The following is a 19,290-nucleotide window of genomic DNA, read 5'->3' on the forward strand; positions in this document are numbered from 1 at the left end:
ATGAGCTTTGATAGCTTGCTAATTCGTCGTTTTGTTTATTTAAGAAGCAGTTAAACTAAAAACTGTGTTTTTTTACTTTACCTTTGAAAAAAGCTCTATATAATTCGTCGTCATTGCAGGGGCGTAGTTCCAATTGGTAGAACAGCGGTCTCCAAAACCGACGGTTGGGAGTTCGAATCTCTCCGCCCCTGCCATTTCTTCCTTCTTTACTTTAATCGCAAATCTTCCTATATTACTTGCTCTTAATCATGATTGAGTTGTTATGAATCCAAGTTACGCTGCGATATTCTCTGTACAATCTTTAGAGTTAAATCAACACTATCGAACTGCGCCTGATACTTCTGGCGAACAGATACCAAACACTCAACAAGAAACACTGACGCTACCGTTACAGTTTCACCAAGACCTCGAAAAAGCATTTGCGCCGTTAGTTATTACCCAAATCGTTAAAGCAACGAGTATTAGCTGGCAAGAGGGCTGCTTAGGCTTACCAAGCGATAAGCTGAATGGCGAACAGAAAAAACAACTTTGGTCTTTAATCGGTGAACAACTTGATAAGCTTTAAACCTGTAGATGCAACCTATATTAGCCAGTTAATGGCTATCGAAAACGCCTGCCATAGTCACCCTTGGACAGAGAAAACCATGCTGTCGTGTTTAGCTGGGCGTTATTTTAACCTGGCCGCTTTTCAAGGTGATGAGATGCTAGGTTTTTATATCGGTGAACAAGCGGGCCCAGATTACACTTTAATGGATATTTGTGTTGCGCCGAAGTACCAAGGGCAGGGCATTGCTAAGCAGTTGTTAAATGCCTTTATTGAGCACGGCGAGCAGCACCAAGCCGAAAACCTATTTTTAGAAGTGCGTGAGTCTAATGCACCCGCTATTGGCCTGTATGAAAGTGCTGGCTTTTCACATATGTCGGTGCGCAAGAACTACTATCCAACCGCAACAGGCAATGAAGACGCTATTTTGATGGGGATGAGCTTTAGTCTTTAAGATGCTTCTTCAAGGGCATTGATAAGTGCATCGTAGCATTGCTCTACCTGATCAGTTTGATTACTGCGTAGCGCATTTTCAAGCTGACCCGCAGTCTTGTGAATAGCTTCAAAACTAAAACACCCCGCACTGCCTTTTAAGCTGTGTGCTAATGAACGTAGCGCTTCCCATTCTTTAGCACGATACAACTGCACGACTTGGCTTAAATAATCAGGTAGTTTTGAGCGATAGTTGTCGTTAATTTGTTGGAACTTCTCACTTTTCAGTAAGTTTTCCCACTTGTTTTGACTGTCTTTTTCGATATGCAAGTAGCTTACAAGTACTTGCTCTAGGGCATCTTTGTCGATTGGTTTGGCGAGTGCTTCATCACAGCCCGCTTCAATATAGGTATCAACATCAGTCTTCATTACATTGGCCGTAAGCGCAATAATAGGGCCATCATAGGCTGCGTGACGTAGCATTTGCGTTGCTTCTAAGCCGCCCATGACTGGCATCTGCATATCCATGATGATCAGCTGATAATCATTAACTAATGCCATTTCTACTGCTTCTGCACCGTTTTTCGCGATGTCAGGCTCAAGTCCCCAGGTTTGTAACAATAGTTTGATCAGCAACTGGTTATCTGGGTTATCTTCGGCCACTAGTATATTGGCATCAAAGCTATTCGCTGCGAATGAAAGCTGAACGTCTTTACTTGGTGAGAGTTGCTCGTAGCTATGAATAAACGCCTCTGCTTGTAACTGCTCAGCGTTTAAATGAGCAGCAACTTGTATGGTAAAACAACTGCCGTTTCCAGGTTCACTAATAAGCTGTACATCACCGCCTAGCAACTGGGCTAAGTTCTTTGAAATACACAAACCAAGACCTGTACCGCCAAAGCGGCGAGTTGTCGTCGCATCGGCTTGTTCAAACGGTTTGAATACCCTTTCAACCTCACGCTCTGACATACCAATACCTGTGTCTTGAATCGCAAACTCTAAATGTTGTTTATTGCTGTTGTAGCTAATATCAATCGAGATGCTGCCTTTCTCAGTGAACTTAACTGCGTTGCTGGCAATATTGATCAAGATTTGTTTTAAACGTGTGGTATCGCTATTAATGGTTTTGGGTACTGGTAGTTGGTAGTTAATATTAAATGTAAGTTGTTTTTCATTAGCCAGTGGGCGAATAATTGAATCAATATCATGTATAAGCTGCACTACATTACATGGTCCGCGTTCAACGGCGAGTTTTTCAGCTTCTATTTTTGATAAATCAAGAATGTTGTTAATAAGCTCAAGCAAGTGCTTAGAGTTACGTAAAATAGTGCTTAAATGCTGTTCATCATTTACCGCATCTTTGTTGTGCAGAAGTTGCTCTGTAAAGCCCATAATTGCGGTAAGTGGAGTACGAATTTCATGACTCATATTCGCTAAAAAGCGACTTTTCAGTTGGTTTGCTTGTTCAGCTTGCGCAATGGCTACTTCTAGCTTGCTGTTCATTGCTTCGAGTGCTTTCGTTCTGCTCTCTACTTTTTCTTCTAGGTGATGTTTATATTCTTCAAGCTCGTCTTGGTAATGACGAATTTGGTTCACCATGTGATTAAAATCGTTGAAAAGCACGCCTACTTCATCGTTTGTGTGGGCTGGCAAGTACACAGATAAATCACCATCACCAACCCGATGACTTGCCGCACCTAATAGTTCAACTGGGGTTAGCAGTAAGTTGCGTACCACAATATAGATAAGAATAGGCAGCGAAATCACAGAAATAATAACTATAAGTGCTGTGATTAAACTAATGGCTTTACCTGACTGGTAAAGTAAATCTTTAGGGGTGGTTGAGATCAAATAATCGCCATCAGTCATTTCAACTGCGTAAATTATGCGTTCTTCTTTATCAATACTTGAAAGTTCGATATTGGCAAGTTTGCCGTAGTTAGCGAGTTGTTTAATTTGCTCAAGCTCATATTCACTTAAATAATTGCCGCGTAAGTCATAGTCGGAGCTAAATAAAATCTGCCCCTTAGTCGTTAAAAATAAATTTAGCGTGTTATTAAATGGTGCTTCTAGAATACTAGCATTCAATATTGATGGTTCTACATGCACAACAATAAACCCCAGTTGCTGCGGCTGTTTTAAGTAGTAATCAATATTATAAATGGGGTGCACAAAGTAGAGGCTAGTAGAGCCATCTTCTTTGGGGATCATGAATTGTTGCTGGCGTAAATTCGATTGTAGCACTTGCTCAAAAAACGGGTAACTTTTAGGTGCTGGAGTTAATTGACTTGAATAAAATGCATCGCTTTTACCGTCTGGGGCAACATAATTAATGCTAACAATATCTGGGTAAGCTTCTGAATAGCTTGCAAATACATTCATCAACTCGCCAAGACGTTCAATGTATTGGTTTTTTGAGTCAGGTTCGCGGGCTAAAAAGTCTGCTAATACAGGAGAGGTTGAGAGTAGCTTAGTAATCGAGTGAAATGAGTCAATGTAATTAAAGATTTTTTGTTGCTGTTGCTCAACAAAGCGACTGACAATAAGTTCAGCTTGTTTTTTTGTTGAATTGGTCACATTTGTTAATGTAAAGCCACCTAAAAACAACAAAGGTAAGATCACTAATGGTGTGATATACCACAATAATCGAATACTGAGCTTACTGGTTTTCATGACCTAAATTGACATCCCTCCGTGCAATTTATCAATAGTATGCGTTACAACTTGATTACACAAGCCTAGCAAAAAAGTGAACAACGAAAATACCCAACTAAAAGGGAGTAATTACTCGCAATCGCTGCTTTTTTGGCTAAGACAAACAAGGTATAATGCTCGGCAATTCTATTTTATTTTTACAGTGCGCACCGAGCTTTATAATTTATAAGGCAGTTAAGTGCGCTTTGTTATGACTAAAAGCAGCTTACATGTCTAATTTAACTACCGAAATTAATAAACGACGCACCTTTGCGATCATCTCGCACCCGGATGCGGGTAAAACCACGATTACAGAAAAAGTTCTGTTATTCGGACAAGCGATTCAAAAAGCGGGTACCGTAAAGGGTCGTGGCTCAAACCAGCACGCAAAATCAGACTGGATGGAAATGGAAAAAGAACGTGGTATCTCGGTAACTACGTCTGTTATGCAATTTCCTTACAATGAGCGTCTAGTTAACTTACTTGATACTCCGGGACACGAAGACTTCTCTGAAGATACTTATCGTACACTGACTGCGGTTGACTCATGCCTAATGGTCATCGACGCAGCGAAAGGTGTTGAGGATCGTACTCGTAAATTAATGGAAGTAACACGCTTACGTACCACACCTATCGTAACTTTCATGAATAAGTGTGACCGTGATATTCGTGATCCAATGGAGTTATTAGACGAAGTTGAAACTGAGCTAAACATTGCCTGTGCGCCGGTAACTTGGCCGATTGGTTGTGGTAAAGAGTTTAAAGGTGTGTATCACATCCACCGTGAAGAAACGATTTTGTATAGCACAGGTCAAGGCCACACAATTCAAGAAGTTCGCGTTATCAAAGGTTTAGATAATCCTGAGCTTGATACTGCGATTGGTAGCGAACTTGCTGAGCAGCTTCGTGAAGAGCTAGAGTTAGTAATTGGTGCATCACACGAGTTTGATTTAGATCTGTTCTTAGCGGGCGAACTATCACCAGTCTACTTTGGTACAGCACTTGGTAACTTTGGTGTTGACCATGTTCTTGATGGCTTAACTGAGTGGGCTCCTGCGCCATTACCACGCGAAACAGAAGACCGCCAAGTTGCTGCAACAGAAGATAACTTCTCTGGCTTCGTATTTAAAATCCAAGCGAACATGGACCCTAAACACCGTGACCGTATCGCCTTTATGCGTATTGTATCTGGCAAATATAGCCAAGGTATGAAGATGAACCATGTGCGTATTGGTAAGCAAGTGAGTATTTCTGATGCGGTAACCTTTATGGCTGGTGATCGTGAGCGAGCGCAAGATGCTTACGCAGGTGACATCATTGGTTTACATAACCACGGTACAATTCAAATTGGTGATACCTTCACGCAAGGTGAAAAAATGAAGTTTGGTGGTATTCCTAACTTCGCACCAGAATTATTCCGTCGTATTCGCTTAAAAGATCCATTAAAACAAAAGCAATTATTAAAAGGCTTAGTTCAGCTATCTGAAGAAGGTGCTGTGCAAGTATTTAGACCGCTTATTAATAACGACCTTATCGTTGGTGCGGTCGGTGTACTACAGTTTGACGTAGTTGTTGCGCGCTTAAAAGCAGAATACAACGTTGATGCGATTTACGAAGGTGTGAGTGTTAACACTGCACGTTGGGTAAGCTCAGACGATACCAAAAAGCTTGAAGAGTTTAAGCGTAAGTGCGAAAGCAACTTAGCGCTTGATGGTGGCGATAACCTTACTTATATCGCGCCAAGCCGTGTAAACCTAAACTTGTCGATGGAACGCTATCCAGACATCAAGTTTAACCACACGCGCGAAAACTAATACGCTAAGTCTGCTTCAAATTTAAGTGCCCGTACAGCGGGCCATAAAGGTAAAAATTACAATGAATATTCGTACTCTTTTAATCGACAAAGCAATTGCTGCTATGGTTGCAGCAGGGTTACCTGAAGACACTAATCCAGCGGTAACACAAAGCACACGTCCACAGTTTGGTGATTATCAAATCAATGGCGCAATGGGCGCGGCTAAAAAATTAAAATCAAACCCGCGTGAACTTGCACAAAAAATTATTGATAACCTAGACCTTGCAGATATCGCAGAAAAAACAGAAATCGCGGGCCCTGGTTTTATCAACATTCACTTAAAGCCTGAGTTTTTATCAGCTAGCTTAAAAGCAGCAAACGAAGACGAAAAGCTAGCAGTTGCGCCACATGCAACAGCACAAAAAGTAGTTGTTGATTACTCATCACCTAACCTTGCTAAAGAAATGCACGTAGGTCATTTACGTTCAACCATCATTGGTGATGCGGTTGTTCGTGCCCTTGAGTTCCGTGGTGATGAAGTTGTTCGTCAAAACCACATGGGTGACTGGGGGACTCAGTTTGGTATGTTAATCGCGCACTTAGAAGATCAAATCAACCAAGGTGTAGACTTAGAGTCTGTAGCGCTGGCCGATCTTGAAACCTTCTACCGTGATGCGAAAAAACGCTTTGATGATGAAGAAGGGTTTGCCGACAAAGCCCGTAATTACGTTGTTAAATTACAAAGCGGCGACGCACACTGCGAAAAGCTGTGGAAGTTATTCATCGCCACTTCTGTAAAGCATTCTGAAGAAGTTTATAAGCGTCTAAACGTAACACTTACGCAAGATGATATCATGGCAGAAAGTGCTTACAACAGTGAACTTGCAAACATCATCGCACTATTGAAAGACAAAAATATTGCTGTTGAGTCTGATGGCGCACAAGTGGTGTTCTTAGACGAGCTTGCTAACAAAGACGGCGAGCCTTCAGTGTTTATCGTACAGAAATCAGGTGGTGGTTTCTTATATGCGACAACTGACTTAGCTGCTTGTGATTACCGTTCAAATAAATTGGGTGCTGATCGCATCTTAATCTTTGTAGATGCACGTCAAAGCTTACACTTCAATCAAGTTGAGCTAACCGCACGTAAAGCAGGTTTATTACGTGATGAAACAAGTTATGAGTTCTGCCCATTCGGCACCATGATGGGTGAAGACGGTAAGCCATTCAAAACACGTACTGGCGGTACCGTTAAGCTTGCTGATTTACTTGAAGAGTCAATCACTCGTGCCGCAGCTAAACTAGCTGAGCGTGAGTCAGACTTAAGCGACGAAGAGCGTAGCGAAATTGCCCGTAAAGTAGGTATTGGCGCAGTAAAATATGCGGATCTTTCTAAGCACCGTACTAGCGACTATATCTTCAACTGGGACACAATGCTGAGCTTTGAAGGTGCTACAGCGCCTTACTTACAATATGCATATACACGTGTTCGCAGTATCTTCCGTAAATCAGGTATTGATGCGGCGTCATTAACAGCAGACGTTGCAATCAACGAGCCGCAAGAAAAAGCGCTGGCACTTAAACTTCTTCAGCTAGAAGAAGTACTCGATCTAATGATCAGCGAAGCGACACCGCACGTATTATGTGGATACCTATACGAACTAGCAAGCCTATACATGACGTTCTACGAAGCATGCCCAGTTCTAAAAGAAGGCGTAGAGCCAAGTGTTCGTGACAGCCGTTTAGTACTGTGTAATTTGGTTGCGAAGACACTGCACTCAGGGTTGGATCTTTTAGGTATCGAAGTCATGGAGCAAATGTAATCTGCTTCGTGTAGTTCGCTTTGACTGCGTTGTCGTGCTTTTTTAACCGAAGTCACATACAAAACACGTATGCTCCTTGGTATAAAAAAGCACTTCGCCTTGTCAGCACTCCTACAATTGCAGAACGTTTAAGAGCTCGTAGGGATAAGTCGGTTTTCCGCCTTGTCTTAGGCTAAACTACCTAGGTGAACTCTGCTTCGTAGGTTGGGTAGAGCGCAGCGAAACCCAACATAAATCGCAGGCCCTAGACTCTAGGCGCTAGGGGAGTAGCTTGTAGAACCTAGCTTCGTAGGTTGGGTAGAGCGTAGCGAAACCCAACAAAATTGACAGCTCAACAACCTTGATTAATCTTTAGCTGATAGCTGATAGCTGATAGCTGATAGCTGATAGCTGATAGCTGATAGTAGCGATAGAGGGAATTTTATGAAACTTGAAGATATTCGCCGTGAATATTTACAGGATGGTTTATCTGAAGACATGCTTGATGCATCTCCAATCAAGCAGTTTGAGAAATGGCTTGAGCAAGCTGTTGCAACTAATTTGCCTGATCCGACGGCGATGGTCGTTGCAACAGTTGATGAGCATGGTCAGCCTTCGCAGCGGATTGTGCTGTTAAAGCATCTTGATGAAAATGGCTTCGTGTTTTTTACTAATACCGGCTCGCGCAAAGCGCAGGAGCTAAAAGGTAATAACAAAATTTCTCTGCATTTCCCATGGCACCACATGGAGCGACAAGTCATAGTCTACGGCGAGGCTAAACCCTTACCAACAACTGCTGTGGCTAAGTACTTTTTATCGCGTCCTAAAGAAAGCCAGTTAGCTGCATGGGCTTCTCGGCAAAGTCGTCCAGTGTCATCACGTAAGGTATTAATGGAAACATTTGCGAAAATGAAGCAAAAGTTTTCTGAGGGTGAAATTCCATTGCCTGATTTTTGGGGAGGCTATTGTGTTGAGCCTACTAAAATTGAATTTTGGCAAGGCGGAGCACACCGCTTACATGACCGCTTTATGTATCAACGCCAAGCCGATGGTAGTTGGCAGTTTGGTCGCTTAAATCCGTAAATGCGTTTTATCGATTCCCACTGTCACCTTGATTTTAGCGAATTTGATGAGACTCGCACAGAGCTCATCACAGCATGTAAGCAAGTAGGGATCGAGCATTTCATTGTGCCGGGTGTGAGCTTGGCACAATCGACAAAACTATTATCGTTTACTAAATCAGAGCCAAGTATTTCAGTGGCTTTAGGTTTACATCCTTATTTTTTATCTGATCACCAAACTCATCATCTCGCTGAACTAGAGCAATTAGCGAAAACCCATTCAGGGCAGTTTATTGCCATCGGTGAGTGCGGCCTTGATCGGAGCATCGATAACCTCGATAAACAAACGCAGTTTTTTGAAGGACAGATAGAGCTTGCCAACCAACTCGCTTTACCACTTATTGTGCATCATAGGCAAAGTCATGATTTAATTGCTCGCTCATTTAAGCGCTGCAAACCAAAGTTTGGCGGGGTAATTCATGCCTTTTCTGGCTCAGAACAACAAGCTCAGAGTTATATAAAACAAGGATTTAAACTTGGTGTTGGTGGTGTGATAAGTTACCCTCGTGCTGCTAAAACTCGTAAAGTTATCAGCTTAATTGAGCTGCAGCATTTAGTGCTTGAAACCGACTCGCCATCAATGCCGCTGGCAGGTTTTCAAGGGCAGGTTAATACGCCGCTAAAGGTGCGCGATGTATTTACTCATTTATGTGAGCTTAAAGGCGCGACAGGCGATGCAAAGCTGCAACTGGCTGCAGAACTCTACGATTCTTGCTCTGAACTTTTCTTGATATAACGATTTATTTGCCAAAGCTTCAAGCCTCGACCCAATTGCCAAGTGAATATACAGGTGATCACCAACATTAATAACACTTGTCGCCCTAAGTCATGGAAATTACTGTGGCTGGTTGCAATAGAAGCCTGTGTTAAATAGGTTATCGATACAAAACCAATAGGCCTTTCATTATCACTTATCACAGGCTCTACAAATGGGGTTTTAAGCTTACTTATACCTGGGGTTGAATCGGGTAATAAACCAAAGGTGTGGTGGCTTTGCCAATTATCACTGGCAGCAATTTGGATTCCTTGCTGATCGTAAATCGTTGCCGCTAACACATACTCATCTTCAGCAATGTGATTACACAACGCATTTAATTCAGGTTTATTTTTTTCTTGTAGCGGCGTTTTGGCATTCAGTGCCATAAACTTGGTTAAGCTTATCGCTGTGCTATCAGCGCTATCATAAAGTAATTGGTGGCTTTGAAAGCTACTATTCATGGCAACCCAACTTAACAGCACAAAACAGGCTGTAGCCAAGCTTAAGCGCACAACACGTTGGCGATAAGTGGCTGAAAAGGGAATTTTAAGTTGGTTATTTTTCATAGTCACCGTATACGTTACTGACAGCATTTAATTTTGATGGTACAACATGATAACTTTAACAGCCCCTTGAGTGCGAGTGCCAAAAGCACTTCCAAGGACAGACATAAGTCTAATGTGGAGCCACTATGTCACAGCTTAGCTTAGCTGCTACACCTTCAGCAAATTTAGCTGAACAAATCAGCCTAAATTGCTGGTATAAAATTGAAAATAAACACCTTATTACAACAGACTTTACGCCAAAAGCAAATCAAGGCGTGTTCAGTATTGCTTTTGGTAATGAGCTTAATGCTGAGCAATTACTTGCGATTAGTGATTTTTTAGCGGCGCAAGGGTTTAGTAATTTATCGCTTTGTTGTTACCAGCCAGTCGCAGACATGCCAGTAGCGTGGGGCTTTCATAGCGAAACAACAACAGTACTTAGTCCACTAGTATTAGTTGAGTTTGCTAAGCAATTGGGTATTCAATTGGTGCAATTAACGGATCCGCCAACGGTAAATGAACCAGGCTTATTGCTGATGGATATGGACTCAACAGCTATTACTATTGAATGTATCGACGAAATTGCGCGCCTAGCCGATGTTTATGACGAAGTTGCAGCGGTAACCGCGCAAGCTATGGCTGGTCAACTAGATTTTGCACAAAGCTTAAAGCAGCGTGTTGCTAAGCTTGAAGGTATCGATGGTGACTTAATTGATGCCTTGAAAGCGCGTTTACCGCTGATGCCGGGGGTGAGTGAATTATGCCAATACCTAAAAGCGCATAATTGGCATTTAGCAATCGCATCAGGTGGCTTTGTGCCTTTTGCAGAGCAAGTGCAGTCACTGCTTGATTTAGATGAAGTGCATGCGAATACCCTTGAGTTCAAAGATAATCGTTTAACAGGCAAGGTCATAGGCACGATAGTTGATGCTGAGGAAAAAGCCCGTGTACTTAAACGAATCGAACAAAGGCTTACCTTAAATAACCGCCAAACTGTTGCCATGGGTGATGGAGCAAACGACTTAAAAATGATGGCTGCTGCAGGGCTTGGTGTTGCTGTGCACGGTAAACAGAAAGTAGTTGAGCAAGCACAAACAGCAATTAATGAAGGCTCATTACTACAAGTTGCCTACTTGCTTGGCCTACCATTAGATTACTCGCTTTAACCATGTTGCTTTGCGTTTACTCATTTCATTGATCAACCTTTGCTCAATATCAAAATGGGTAAGCGCTTCGTCGGTAATATCAATTATATCGCCTACGCCAGCTACTGCCCATAGCGCTTCTTCAAGATCTTTTGCTTTATGTAATGCGTACTGACTAATATATTTCAATTCATTCGCCAAATAATCAATATCAGGCCGCCCTGTGCGAGAAATGTACAGCCTGAAAATATATACTAAATCGCTTTTTAGTGCTTTTTTTACAAACAAGGTTTGTGGTTTATAGTCATCTTCACTAATACAACGACTAGTAATGGCATCGCTTATAACGGTTTTACGTGGGTCAAAGCGAACAAATAAAGTGAATGGTAACGGTGGGTCTTGGCGACTACGGTCTTTGATCAGCGGTGTGATCACTTCTGTAATTTGATCTGTCGATAAGAAACCATCGATACTAGTTGTTTCATTTAACAATCCAAAATTTTGTAATAAAACATGCAGTGGGCTTGGGTATAAGCCTTGGCCAATAGCGCCGGTTTTAAAATGAGCTGCTTCTTTATGTAAATAAAACGGAAACTGGCATACGCTTTTAGTCACCATATTTCTTAGTGCAGTAGATAGCCCTGGAATTTTAGGGGATTCTTCACAAACACGTAGCTTGTCTTTGTTGTTATCAATTAATACCGTGAAAAACTTAATTGCCATATGCGGTAAGTCAGTAATTCGATGCACTTTTAAATTCACGGTCGTCAGTGACTTACTCACCGCCATGACTTCATAAGCAAGGTTTGTTAAATCATGCTTTTTGGTGATTTTTTGCAATTCAGGCAAGTTTAATTTAATGATATCGCCTTTTTTGAACTCAACAGGCTGGTCGAACTCAATTTGTAAGCCCATCACAGATAAGTCACGGGTATGGCCTGTAATAGTTTGCTCATGGTGTTCTACACTTACAGCTGTTTTGTATAAATAGCGTTTATGAGCACGAAGGTTCACATACTCAAGCGCCACAGGCTCTAAATGAGGGGGCGTTTTATGCTTACTGTGACCAAACTGTTTAAGTTGGTTTACCGCATCTTTATTGTAATCAAGCTGTTGGTACGTTTGTTGTTCAAACTTAGTACCGATTGAGGTCAAAATAAGTAGATATTTAACATCTTTGATCAATCCTTGCACACGAGGTGTCGGTGGCTTATTTAGTTTTTCGATGTTTTTACCAGCACTGCTTGGTAGCGACAGTGGAATATACGAATCTTCCGGATGGCTTGGCATCAACTGAAGCTTAAAGCATTGCCAGCTATCTTTCTGGCTACCAAATCCTAAAAATAAATTTTTTAAGTTTGGTTGGCTATCAAGCTCAGATCGAGTTGCAGAATAATAATAAATTTTCCCGGCAACGGTATGAGTAAAAGTATATAAATACTCTTCTTTAACAGCTTCTGGAGAGCTTAGTAAGTCTCCCAATCGTTGTTGATTGATGATGCTGTACAGGCAAGACAACTTACGCTCATCACAAAAATAGCGTTGAATAAAAATATTATTTTCTGTGGTTAGCGCAAGGCTAGGATATAGCTTATCACCCTGTAGGCTTAAAAAGGTATAAAGTGAGGTAACACGAGGGATATAGTATTGCTCGTAGCCTTTTGAAACAACAGCATCTAAGGTGTTGTCGAGATTAACCTTATAGCGACGTTTATTGCCATGGATAAAGCTTTCTAGAAACTCATCAAATTTTTCGTTATTTTCAATAAAGGTACGCTTTAGGCGTATATGGTTATATTCACGAGAAACTTTCTCTACCGCTACGATTTCATATTGAATACCGTTTTTTAAACCAAGCTCAAAATCTTGCTCTAAGCCAACTAAGCGAAGACCTATTAACTGACCTTTTTTAACTTGATAACGTGGAGCTAGTTTTATTTTAGCACCGCTCAGAGAAATATCAGACGTTGATGCTGCAACTTTGTTGTCTTTATCGAGTTCAACGGTGATTTTAATTGAGTAATTCATCCGTTCTTCGCGGCGACTCTCGTATGATGCAAACTTAATAACCTTTGCTGGCTGCTCTGTAGCGGCACTATCGTCAGCTAAAGCTTGCTCAGCGGCTTTTTTCTGCATTACCCGGTGATTGTTTTCGGTGTTCATTACCGCTTCGTAAACAGCAAGAGTATAACCACCGTGGCGTTTTATAGCATCTTCGAACACTTCAATGGCGGTATCGTCCATAAAGTGTTGTTTGCCATCATATTCGTAGGGTTTGACTTGACCAGTTACTTGACCACGTAAATCAATAAAGCGAGCTACTGGCTGAGATAAGCGTGACATTTCCATTTTAATCAAAAACTGCTCTGGCTTCGTTAAGCTAGCTGTCTTTGATTTAAATAGTTTGTCAAACTTAGGAGTGCCTAAATGCGCCTTTAGCTCTTCAACTAGGCTCTCATATTTAAGCAAAATGTCTTCAGCCATTTATAAAACCATCACCGTCTATCTAAAAAAGTAGGTATACTTGCAGGCAGTACATTATTAAAACTTGAGTAATCGCTACTTTTTTATTGTATTAGTTATTGTTATAAGTACCTGCCAAATAAATGGCAAGATTTGTAAAGTTTTATTTATAAGCAAAAAATGTGCCTTAAAGTACTTTTTATTGCGCTTATAGCTGTGTAAAAAAGCCGAACAGATTTAAGTTCAAAGGCTTCAGCTCATAAAACTACTATACATGAAATATTTAGCTAGTCAGTTTTTTAAGTTACTAATTAGTCAAAATAGAATAATTCAATAGGTAAGGCCGAATGGCAAAATCAGCAAAAATCGAATTTGTTTGCACTGAGTGCGGCATGAACTATCAGCGCTGGCAAGGGCAGTGTAAGTGCGGTGCATGGAATACACTTGCAGAATTTAAACCATCGGCAGGGCAATCAAAGCAAGCGGCAAGTCGTGCTGCAGTGGCAGGCTATGCCGGTATCGCAAGCGGTGGCTCAAAGAAAATCAACGAAGTTGCAACCACCGAGGCAGAAAAACGCCTTACCGAAATCGGTGAGTTAGACAGAGTATTAAGCGGTGGTGTAACGACAGGTTCCGTCAACATTATCTCAGGCGACCCTGGTGCCGGTAAAACGACTTTGTTGTCTGATTTAGTTGCACGTATGTCAAAGCTGATGCCGTCTTTATACTGTACAGCGGAAGAGTCTTTATCTCAGTTTAAAAACCGAGTGAATCGCTTGCGCTTAGATTATAACGAAGATGAGCTTTATTTGCTTTCTGAAACCAGTGTTGAAGCAATCATTGAAGAACTCGATAAAAACAAAATTAAATTTGCAGTTATCGATTCAATTCAGGCAGTGGTGACAGAAACGGCAAATGGTAGTCCAGGTTCACCGTCACAGGTAAAAAGTGCAGCTCAAGCATTAACGCAATACTGTAAGCAAAACGATGTAACTATGTTCATCATTGCCCATGTAAACAAAAATAACGAAATTGCTGGGCCGCAAACACTGGTACATATAGTTGATGCCTTACTGCATATTGATACTAACGATGGGCAAGTCAGAACATTGCGTGCCAATAAAAACCGTTTTGGTGATATCGACACAGTGGGTATTTTCAGAATGTGTGAACGCGGAATGCTGAGCGTTGATAACCCGAGCGAAATCTTTTTATCAGGTTCAAGCACAGAATCCCCAGGCTCAGCTATTACCTGTATACGTAAAGGTAACCGTAACTTACTACTCGAAATTCAATGTTTAACTACAGAAACCGAAGCTGAGTTCCCGCAGCGGGTATGTGTTGGTTTGAACATGAACCGTATTAAGATGCTCACGGGAATTTTACGTAAACACACAAAGACAAAAATCTTTCACGACACCTTTTTTAATATTGTCGGTGGCTTAAAAATCGATGAGTCAGAGACTTGTATCGATTTAGCATTGGTTGCAGCATTATTAAGCAGCTTGAACGAATTTGTTGTACCACGCACTACCTGTATTATGGGCGAACTTAGTTTAAATGGTGATGTAAGACCAATCGACAGCGGCGTACCTCGAGTGAAGGAGGCTGCGCAACACGGCTTTACAGAGATTTTTATTCCGCATCGCAATTACCATAAATCAATGGAAGGGCTTGGCGCTAAGATCACGCCAGTGAAAACCGTGCATGAACTATTGTCGTTAATCAACTAATGATACACTGCTAAAAATTTACACCAATTAAAGGAAATAAAATGAAAAAGTTAATTATAGCAGCGGTTGTTGCTGCGGCTGTTGGCGGTGCGTTTTACGCAAACTACGCAGCTACACAGGAAGTAAAAAAGGTCGTTGATCAGCAAATAAGTGCATTATCAGCGCAAAGTGGTGTAGATATTACTTACAATGATATTTCAGCAAATGTATTTGCTAGCAGCATGCAGCTTTCAGGGATTAAGGTACAAAGCTATACTGGTGATGAGATGATTGCCACAATCGACAATATTGAAGTGACAGGATATGAAGTCGATGCAGTGCCGCCTCACACTGGATTTGTAATGAAGAGCTTTCGTTTTAGTGATGACTTTTTAGCGCAACTTCCTGAAAATGCGAACAATAAGTTAGCATCTGCAAGCTATGACGTAAATTCATCGCTAGATTATGATAAAGACACTGGTAGCAGTGATTTTGCTTTAAACGTTATTGCAAACCAAGTTGCTGATGTGCGTTTTAACTTAGGCCTTGCCAACTCAACGCCATTAATGGAAGCATCAATGGCAATAAGTAAAATGCAAAATGAAGCGCAAGGTGCAGAGCTGACTTTAGAGCAACAACTGCAACAGCAATCAAAAATGATGGCTGCAATGACTCAACTTGAGCCACGTAGCATTAATATGTCGATCGCCGACGAAGGTGAGCTTAAAGCAGTTGTTGACAGTTTTTTAGAAGCACAAGGTATGAGCCACGAGCAGTTCCAACACACAGTTGCCATGCAGTTACAACAGGCGCCAGTAAGTGAAGAGCTAGCAGCTGCTATCACAAACTTCGTAAGTGGATTGTCTGAATTGACTGTGTCAGCAAGCTTACCTGAAGGAAAAACCATGATGGAGATAAACCAACAGATTATGGCGTTAATGGGGCAGCCAGAAGAATTAGCTAGCTACATTAATTTACAAGCAAGCGGTAAATAAACCTCTGTTAAATTATTAACCTTAAAGTGTCGGGTTGTTTAATGCGTTCACTTTAAGGTTATTTCTGATCTGGGTTACACCATGACTGTGCTCCAAAAATTTCTGCGCTAAAGCACGTTGAAATCCTGTTTCTGCAATTCCTTTTAATTCAACAGTATTGCCATCGATAATCACCTGAAGATGCTTAATCTTAAAATTCGGATTATTTGTTAACTTTTTCAGGGCCATTTGTTGTAGGCGAGGTTGTGCCGATGTGCTGGTTGTTAGCACGCTAGTATTGGCACTCACATTCGTTGCGCAAGCAAGTAAAAAAATACAGCTTAATAAAGTAATTACTATGGTTAATTTGAAGCGGCTCATACAATTCCCTCGTTGTTCTAGTCTGCTGTGAACTATTGCTGAACCAGTTACAATTATTATTCCATTTTTTAAGTTTTTGAATTTAATTGATTTTCTATTTTTGCCGGTCTGTATGGGTAAGAAAGTGTGAACTAATTACACACTAAATAAGTAAAAAGGGTAGGGTACAAAAATGCCGAGGCAAGCTCGGCATTTTTACTTTTATGATGTTAAAGTTAAAACTACTTTTTCTTCTTCGTTTTAGCTTTGGCTTTTTTCTTTGCCTTCATTTTTACTGGATCTTTTTTCTTCTTAGATGGGATCTTCGCTTCTTTGTGCTGTGGCTCAAGCCCTTTAATTACGCGGCGTTTAAGCTTTTGCTCAATGTAGCGCTCAACTTTACCAACAATTGCCACATCATGAGCTTCAATAAATGATATCGCAATGCCTTTTTTACCAGCACGGCCAGTACGTCCTATACGGTGTACATATACGTCTGCGGTGCGTGGCATATCAAAGTTGATAACATGGCTGATATCAGCAACATCAATACCACGAGCAGCAACATCTGTTGCAACTAGGATATTGTTGCGGCCAGAGTGAAAGTTTTCCATCGCTTTCATGCGCTTATCTTGTGGCATTTCACCGCGTAACCAAGCAACACGAAGACCTTCGTTATTTAGCTCGCCAACCAGTGTCTCAAGGCGTTCACGAGTTTTAACAAACACAATTGCTTTATGAATGTCGTCACCATTTAACGTTTCAACCAACATTTTTAGCTTGTGGTCGTAGTCATCCGCAAGGTGAACCCATTGATGGATCTTGCCTTTTTCTTTACGTGAAGATTCGGCTTCAAGCAGTGCCGGATCGTTTAAGATTCGCTCTGCAAATAACTCAACGCTGTCACCTTCAAGGGTGGCTGAGAATAAGAAACATTGACGGCGGTTACGTGCTTCATCACAAATGCGTAGCATTTCTTTACGAAAACCCATGTCTAGCATGCGGTCAGCTTCATCAAGAATAAGCATTTCAACGTTTTCAGCATGGAAGTTCTCTGTTTCGAGGTACTCCATTAAACGCCCTGGTGTGGCAATGAGAATATCGTTATTGCTTTCGAAAATTTCTCTGTGTGTCCCGTAGTTTATACCACCTGTCACAACCCCAATTTTAAGATGAGTGTGTGCTGCGAGTAATTCACATTGCTCATGAATTTGGTAAGCAAGCTCACGGGTTGGTGTCATGATCAATACGCGTGCAAAGCCAGGATCGCGACGCGGGAAATCAAGCAAGTATTGAATTGCAGGGATCAAAAACGCGGCTGTTTTACCCGTACCAGTAGGGGCAGATGCCAAAATATCACGACCTTGAAGTGCTTCAGGGATCGCTTGTTGTTGAATACTGGTTGGCGTATCAAAACCCATTTTATTAATGGCATTTAACAGCTTGTTATCGATATCAAATTCAGAAAATTGCATAGAGTGACATAAATAGAGGACAATTGAGCCTAATTATACGCGTTAACGCGGCTGTGGTGAATGAAAAGGTGAAAAAATGTCAGGCTTTGTGTTTAAACAATTTACGGTAACGCAAACGCGCGCAGCGATGAAAGTATCGACCGATGGTATTTTGTTAGGGGCGTGGGCTGATGTGAGTGGTGCTAAGCACATTTTAGACATTGGTACAGGCACAGGGTTGTTGGCGTTAATGGCAAAACAAAGAGCGCCTGATGCAAAAGTAAGTGCCATTGAAATTGATTCTGGTGCCTGCAGTGATGCCCGAGATAACTTTGCGGCTGGTCCATGGCCTGATATAAACCTTTTCGAAGGAGCTGTGCAGTCATTTAGTGCAGCAGAGCCTTTTGATACAATCATCACCAACCCGCCGTATTTTAATGCGAGCCTAAAAGGTGAAAACCATGCTCGAAACACTGCCCGCCATACTGACGGCCTTAGCTTCAACGAATTAATAGCGACATGTACTAGGCTCAGTCATGGCAAAACGCGCTTGAATGTGATCTTGCCTTGCGTAGAGGCACAACAATTCATTGCTGTTGCCGAGCAAGCTGGCTGGTACTTAAACCGCCATTGCTTGGTTCGCACCACCGACAAAAAGCAAGCGAGCAGAAGCCTGATGCTATTCAGCCAAAACAACGGTGAATGCGAAACAACGTCGTTAACCATACATGCAGCTGATGGCAGCTACAGCCAAGATTATAAGGAGCTATGTAAAGCTTTTTACCTAAAGATGTAATGGTTATTCAGCAATGCTCGCTTCAAGGCCATCTTCACTTAAGAGCAAGGTATATGACTGCCCATATGATGCGTCGCAGATTGAGACGGGTTCATAGACTCGCTTATCCTCATCGTTAATTCTTGATATTTTCAAGTCATCAGCGCAGTCATCAATGTGGTACCAGTAACTTAATTGATTCTGATATAAATTAACGAGTTGTTTTTCGACTTTTAAGCGAAGGTTTTCAGTTGCGAGAATACGAATCGCAAAAAAGTCATCTTTATTATCATTGGCTTTTTTGACGAGTGTTAAACGGAGCTTTTCAGCATTTTGCCAAGCAATAAAATGATAAGGTTGATCTTGAGCTACCTGATACATCTGTGTGGCTGAGTTACTTGTGTCGCTGTGATCGACTACATAAAAGGAAATACGACTGCGTTCATTGTGAGCATGTGTTACATCAACGGGAGGTGATTGCGATGCAAGCGTGTCAACATAGTATTTAGAGTCTTTAAACTCTTGAGCATCACCAAATAAATCAGTGTTCGCCATGTAATAATCCACTTCTAAATCAGTGGTATTTACGAGCGTGTAATTGTTCTCATACATTTCGTCGCCAAAGTTATGAGTTTCTTCAACTTCTAATTCATCACACCCTGCGAGCAAAATGCTTGCGGCAGCTATTATTGGTAGCGCACTTTTCATTGTTATTCC

16 protein-coding genes and 1 tRNA gene are annotated in these 19,290 nt (G+C 41.5%); 11 read left to right on the plus strand and 6 right to left on the minus strand.

Annotation, left to right across the window (positions count from 1 at the left end):
• Nucleotides 1-117 precede the first annotated feature (117 nt).
• From AOG27_RS01405 to rimI, 3 genes are all read left to right on the plus strand, one after another.
• Nucleotides 118-194: transfer RNA gene (locus AOG27_RS01405), tRNA-Trp, on the plus strand.
• 68 nt (nt 195-262) lie between these two features.
• On the plus strand, nt 263-565 hold the full coding sequence (locus AOG27_RS01410; RefSeq protein ID WP_054551229.1) for a hypothetical protein: 303 nt from the start codon (nt 263-265) through the stop codon (nt 563-565).
• The gene (rimI, locus tag AOG27_RS01415) at nt 552-998 is read left to right on the plus strand and encodes a ribosomal protein S18-alanine N-acetyltransferase (protein WP_054551230.1); all 447 of its coding nucleotides are present in this window, start codon (nt 552-554) and stop codon (nt 996-998) included. The genes AOG27_RS01410 and rimI overlap by 14 nt, the downstream gene beginning before the upstream one ends.
• Here the strand turns inward: rimI and AOG27_RS01420 are convergent.
• A complete protein-coding gene (locus AOG27_RS01420) occupies nt 995-3,649 on the minus strand; it encodes a hybrid sensor histidine kinase/response regulator (RefSeq protein WP_054551231.1) in 2,655 nt (884 codons plus the stop codon). The genes rimI and AOG27_RS01420 overlap by 4 nt on opposite strands.
• A gap of 251 nt (nt 3,650-3,900) precedes the next feature.
• On the opposite strand from AOG27_RS01420, the gene prfC reads away from it, so the two are divergent.
• The 4 genes from prfC to AOG27_RS01440 all read left to right on the plus strand — a co-directional run bounded on the left by prfC (nt 3,901) and on the right by AOG27_RS01440 (nt 9,124).
• The gene (gene prfC / locus AOG27_RS01425) at nt 3,901-5,484 is read left to right on the plus strand and encodes a peptide chain release factor 3 (RefSeq protein ID WP_054551232.1); all 1,584 of its coding nucleotides are present in this window, start codon (nt 3,901-3,903) and stop codon (nt 5,482-5,484) included.
• Nucleotides 5,485-5,545: 61 nt separating this feature from the next.
• Nucleotides 5,546-7,288 carry an arginine--tRNA ligase gene (gene argS, locus AOG27_RS01430; RefSeq protein WP_054551233.1) on the plus strand — a complete coding sequence of 581 codons (1,743 nt, stop codon included), beginning with the start codon at nt 5,546-5,548 and terminating at the stop codon, nt 7,286-7,288.
• 423 nt (nt 7,289-7,711) lie between these two features.
• Nucleotides 7,712-8,350, plus strand: coding sequence for a pyridoxamine 5'-phosphate oxidase (gene pdxH / locus AOG27_RS01435; protein ID WP_054551234.1), 639 nt, complete (start codon nt 7,712-7,714; stop codon nt 8,348-8,350).
• Nucleotides 8,351-9,124: a TatD family hydrolase gene (locus AOG27_RS01440; RefSeq protein WP_054551235.1), complete on the plus strand. Its 774-nt coding sequence runs from the start codon at nt 8,351-8,353 to the stop codon at nt 9,122-9,124. It begins immediately after the preceding gene.
• On the opposite strand, the gene AOG27_RS01445 is transcribed toward AOG27_RS01440, so the two are convergent.
• Complete coding sequence (locus tag AOG27_RS01445; protein ID WP_054551236.1) at nt 9,091-9,711, minus strand: AhpA/YtjB family protein; 621 nt, start codon at nt 9,709-9,711, stop codon at nt 9,091-9,093. The genes AOG27_RS01440 and AOG27_RS01445 overlap by 34 nt on opposite strands.
• 125 nt (nt 9,712-9,836) lie before the next feature.
• On the opposite strand from AOG27_RS01445, the gene serB reads away from it, so the two are divergent.
• Entirely contained in the window at nt 9,837-10,856 is a 1,020-nt protein-coding gene (serB, locus tag AOG27_RS01450) for a phosphoserine phosphatase SerB (protein WP_054551237.1), read from the plus strand.
• On the opposite strand, the gene AOG27_RS01455 is transcribed toward serB, so the two are convergent.
• A complete protein-coding gene (locus tag AOG27_RS01455) occupies nt 10,839-13,319 on the minus strand; it encodes a PilZ domain-containing protein (RefSeq protein ID WP_054551238.1) in 2,481 nt (826 codons plus the stop codon). The genes serB and AOG27_RS01455 overlap by 18 nt on opposite strands.
• A 326-nt stretch (nt 13,320-13,645) precedes the next feature.
• Between AOG27_RS01455 and radA the strand changes: the two genes are divergently transcribed.
• On the plus strand, nt 13,646-15,031 hold the full coding sequence (gene radA / locus AOG27_RS01460) for a DNA repair protein RadA (protein ID WP_054551239.1): 1,386 nt from the start codon (nt 13,646-13,648) through the stop codon (nt 15,029-15,031).
• Nucleotides 15,032-15,072: 41 nt separating this feature from the next.
• Nucleotides 15,073-16,005, plus strand: a complete 933-nt coding sequence (locus AOG27_RS01465; RefSeq protein WP_054551240.1) for a hypothetical protein — start codon at nt 15,073-15,075, stop codon at nt 16,003-16,005.
• 21 nt (nt 16,006-16,026) lie between these two features.
• Here the strand turns inward: AOG27_RS01465 and AOG27_RS01470 are convergent, their stop codons facing one another.
• Together AOG27_RS01470 and srmB are read right to left on the minus strand one after the other, a co-directional pair.
• Entirely contained in the window at nt 16,027-16,365 is a 339-nt protein-coding gene (locus AOG27_RS01470) for a BON domain-containing protein (RefSeq protein WP_054551241.1), read from the minus strand.
• 221 nt (nt 16,366-16,586) lie between these two features.
• The gene (srmB, locus tag AOG27_RS01475; protein WP_054551242.1) at nt 16,587-17,819 is read right to left on the minus strand and encodes an ATP-dependent RNA helicase SrmB; all 1,233 of its coding nucleotides are present in this window, start codon (nt 17,817-17,819) and stop codon (nt 16,587-16,589) included.
• A 76-nt stretch (nt 17,820-17,895) separates the two neighbouring features.
• Here srmB and AOG27_RS01480 point away from each other — a divergent pair, with 76 nt between their 5' ends.
• A complete protein-coding gene (locus AOG27_RS01480; RefSeq protein WP_054551243.1) occupies nt 17,896-18,594 on the plus strand; it encodes a tRNA1(Val) (adenine(37)-N6)-methyltransferase in 699 nt (232 codons plus the stop codon).
• 3 nt (nt 18,595-18,597) lie between these two features.
• On the opposite strand, the gene AOG27_RS01485 is transcribed toward AOG27_RS01480, so the two are convergent.
• Nucleotides 18,598-19,281, minus strand: coding sequence for a hypothetical protein (locus AOG27_RS01485; protein WP_054551244.1), 684 nt, complete (start codon nt 19,279-19,281; stop codon nt 18,598-18,600).
• Between the last annotated feature and the right edge of the window lie 9 nt (nt 19,282-19,290).

Origin of the sequence: Pseudoalteromonas lipolytica (genome assembly GCF_001306915.1) — a bacterium.
Lineage (GTDB): Bacteria > Pseudomonadota > Gammaproteobacteria > Enterobacterales > Alteromonadaceae > Pseudoalteromonas > Pseudoalteromonas simplex.

Bases quoted from the DNA above. Each gene is read 5' to 3' on its own strand.
- radA (WP_054551239.1), top strand. From the start codon at position 13,646: ATGGCAAAATCAGCAAAAATCGAATTTGTTTGCACTGAGTGCGGCATG.
- AOG27_RS01455 (WP_054551238.1), bottom strand. From the start codon at position 13,319: ATGGCTGAAGACATTTTGCTTAAATATGAGAGCCTAGTTGAAGAGCTA.
- AOG27_RS01480 (WP_054551243.1), top strand. From the start codon at position 17,896: ATGTCAGGCTTTGTGTTTAAACAATTTACGGTAACGCAAACGCGCGCA.
- srmB (WP_054551242.1), bottom strand. From the start codon at position 17,819: ATGCAATTTTCTGAATTTGATATCGATAACAAGCTGTTAAATGCCATT.
- AOG27_RS01465 (WP_054551240.1), top strand. From the start codon at position 15,073: ATGAAAAAGTTAATTATAGCAGCGGTTGTTGCTGCGGCTGTTGGCGGT.
- AOG27_RS01440 (WP_054551235.1), top strand. From the start codon at position 8,351: ATGCGTTTTATCGATTCCCACTGTCACCTTGATTTTAGCGAATTTGAT.
- AOG27_RS01445 (WP_054551236.1), bottom strand. From the start codon at position 9,711: ATGAAAAATAACCAACTTAAAATTCCCTTTTCAGCCACTTATCGCCAA.
- AOG27_RS01470 (WP_054551241.1), bottom strand. From the start codon at position 16,365: ATGAGCCGCTTCAAATTAACCATAGTAATTACTTTATTAAGCTGTATT.
- argS (WP_054551233.1), top strand. From the start codon at position 5,546: ATGAATATTCGTACTCTTTTAATCGACAAAGCAATTGCTGCTATGGTT.
- AOG27_RS01485 (WP_054551244.1), bottom strand. From the start codon at position 19,281: ATGAAAAGTGCGCTACCAATAATAGCTGCCGCAAGCATTTTGCTCGCA.
- prfC (WP_054551232.1), top strand. From the start codon at position 3,901: ATGTCTAATTTAACTACCGAAATTAATAAACGACGCACCTTTGCGATC.
- pdxH (WP_054551234.1), top strand. From the start codon at position 7,712: ATGAAACTTGAAGATATTCGCCGTGAATATTTACAGGATGGTTTATCT.
- serB (WP_054551237.1), top strand. From the start codon at position 9,837: ATGTCACAGCTTAGCTTAGCTGCTACACCTTCAGCAAATTTAGCTGAA.
- AOG27_RS01420 (WP_054551231.1), bottom strand. From the start codon at position 3,649: ATGAAAACCAGTAAGCTCAGTATTCGATTATTGTGGTATATCACACCA.
- AOG27_RS01410 (WP_054551229.1), top strand. From the start codon at position 263: ATGAATCCAAGTTACGCTGCGATATTCTCTGTACAATCTTTAGAGTTA.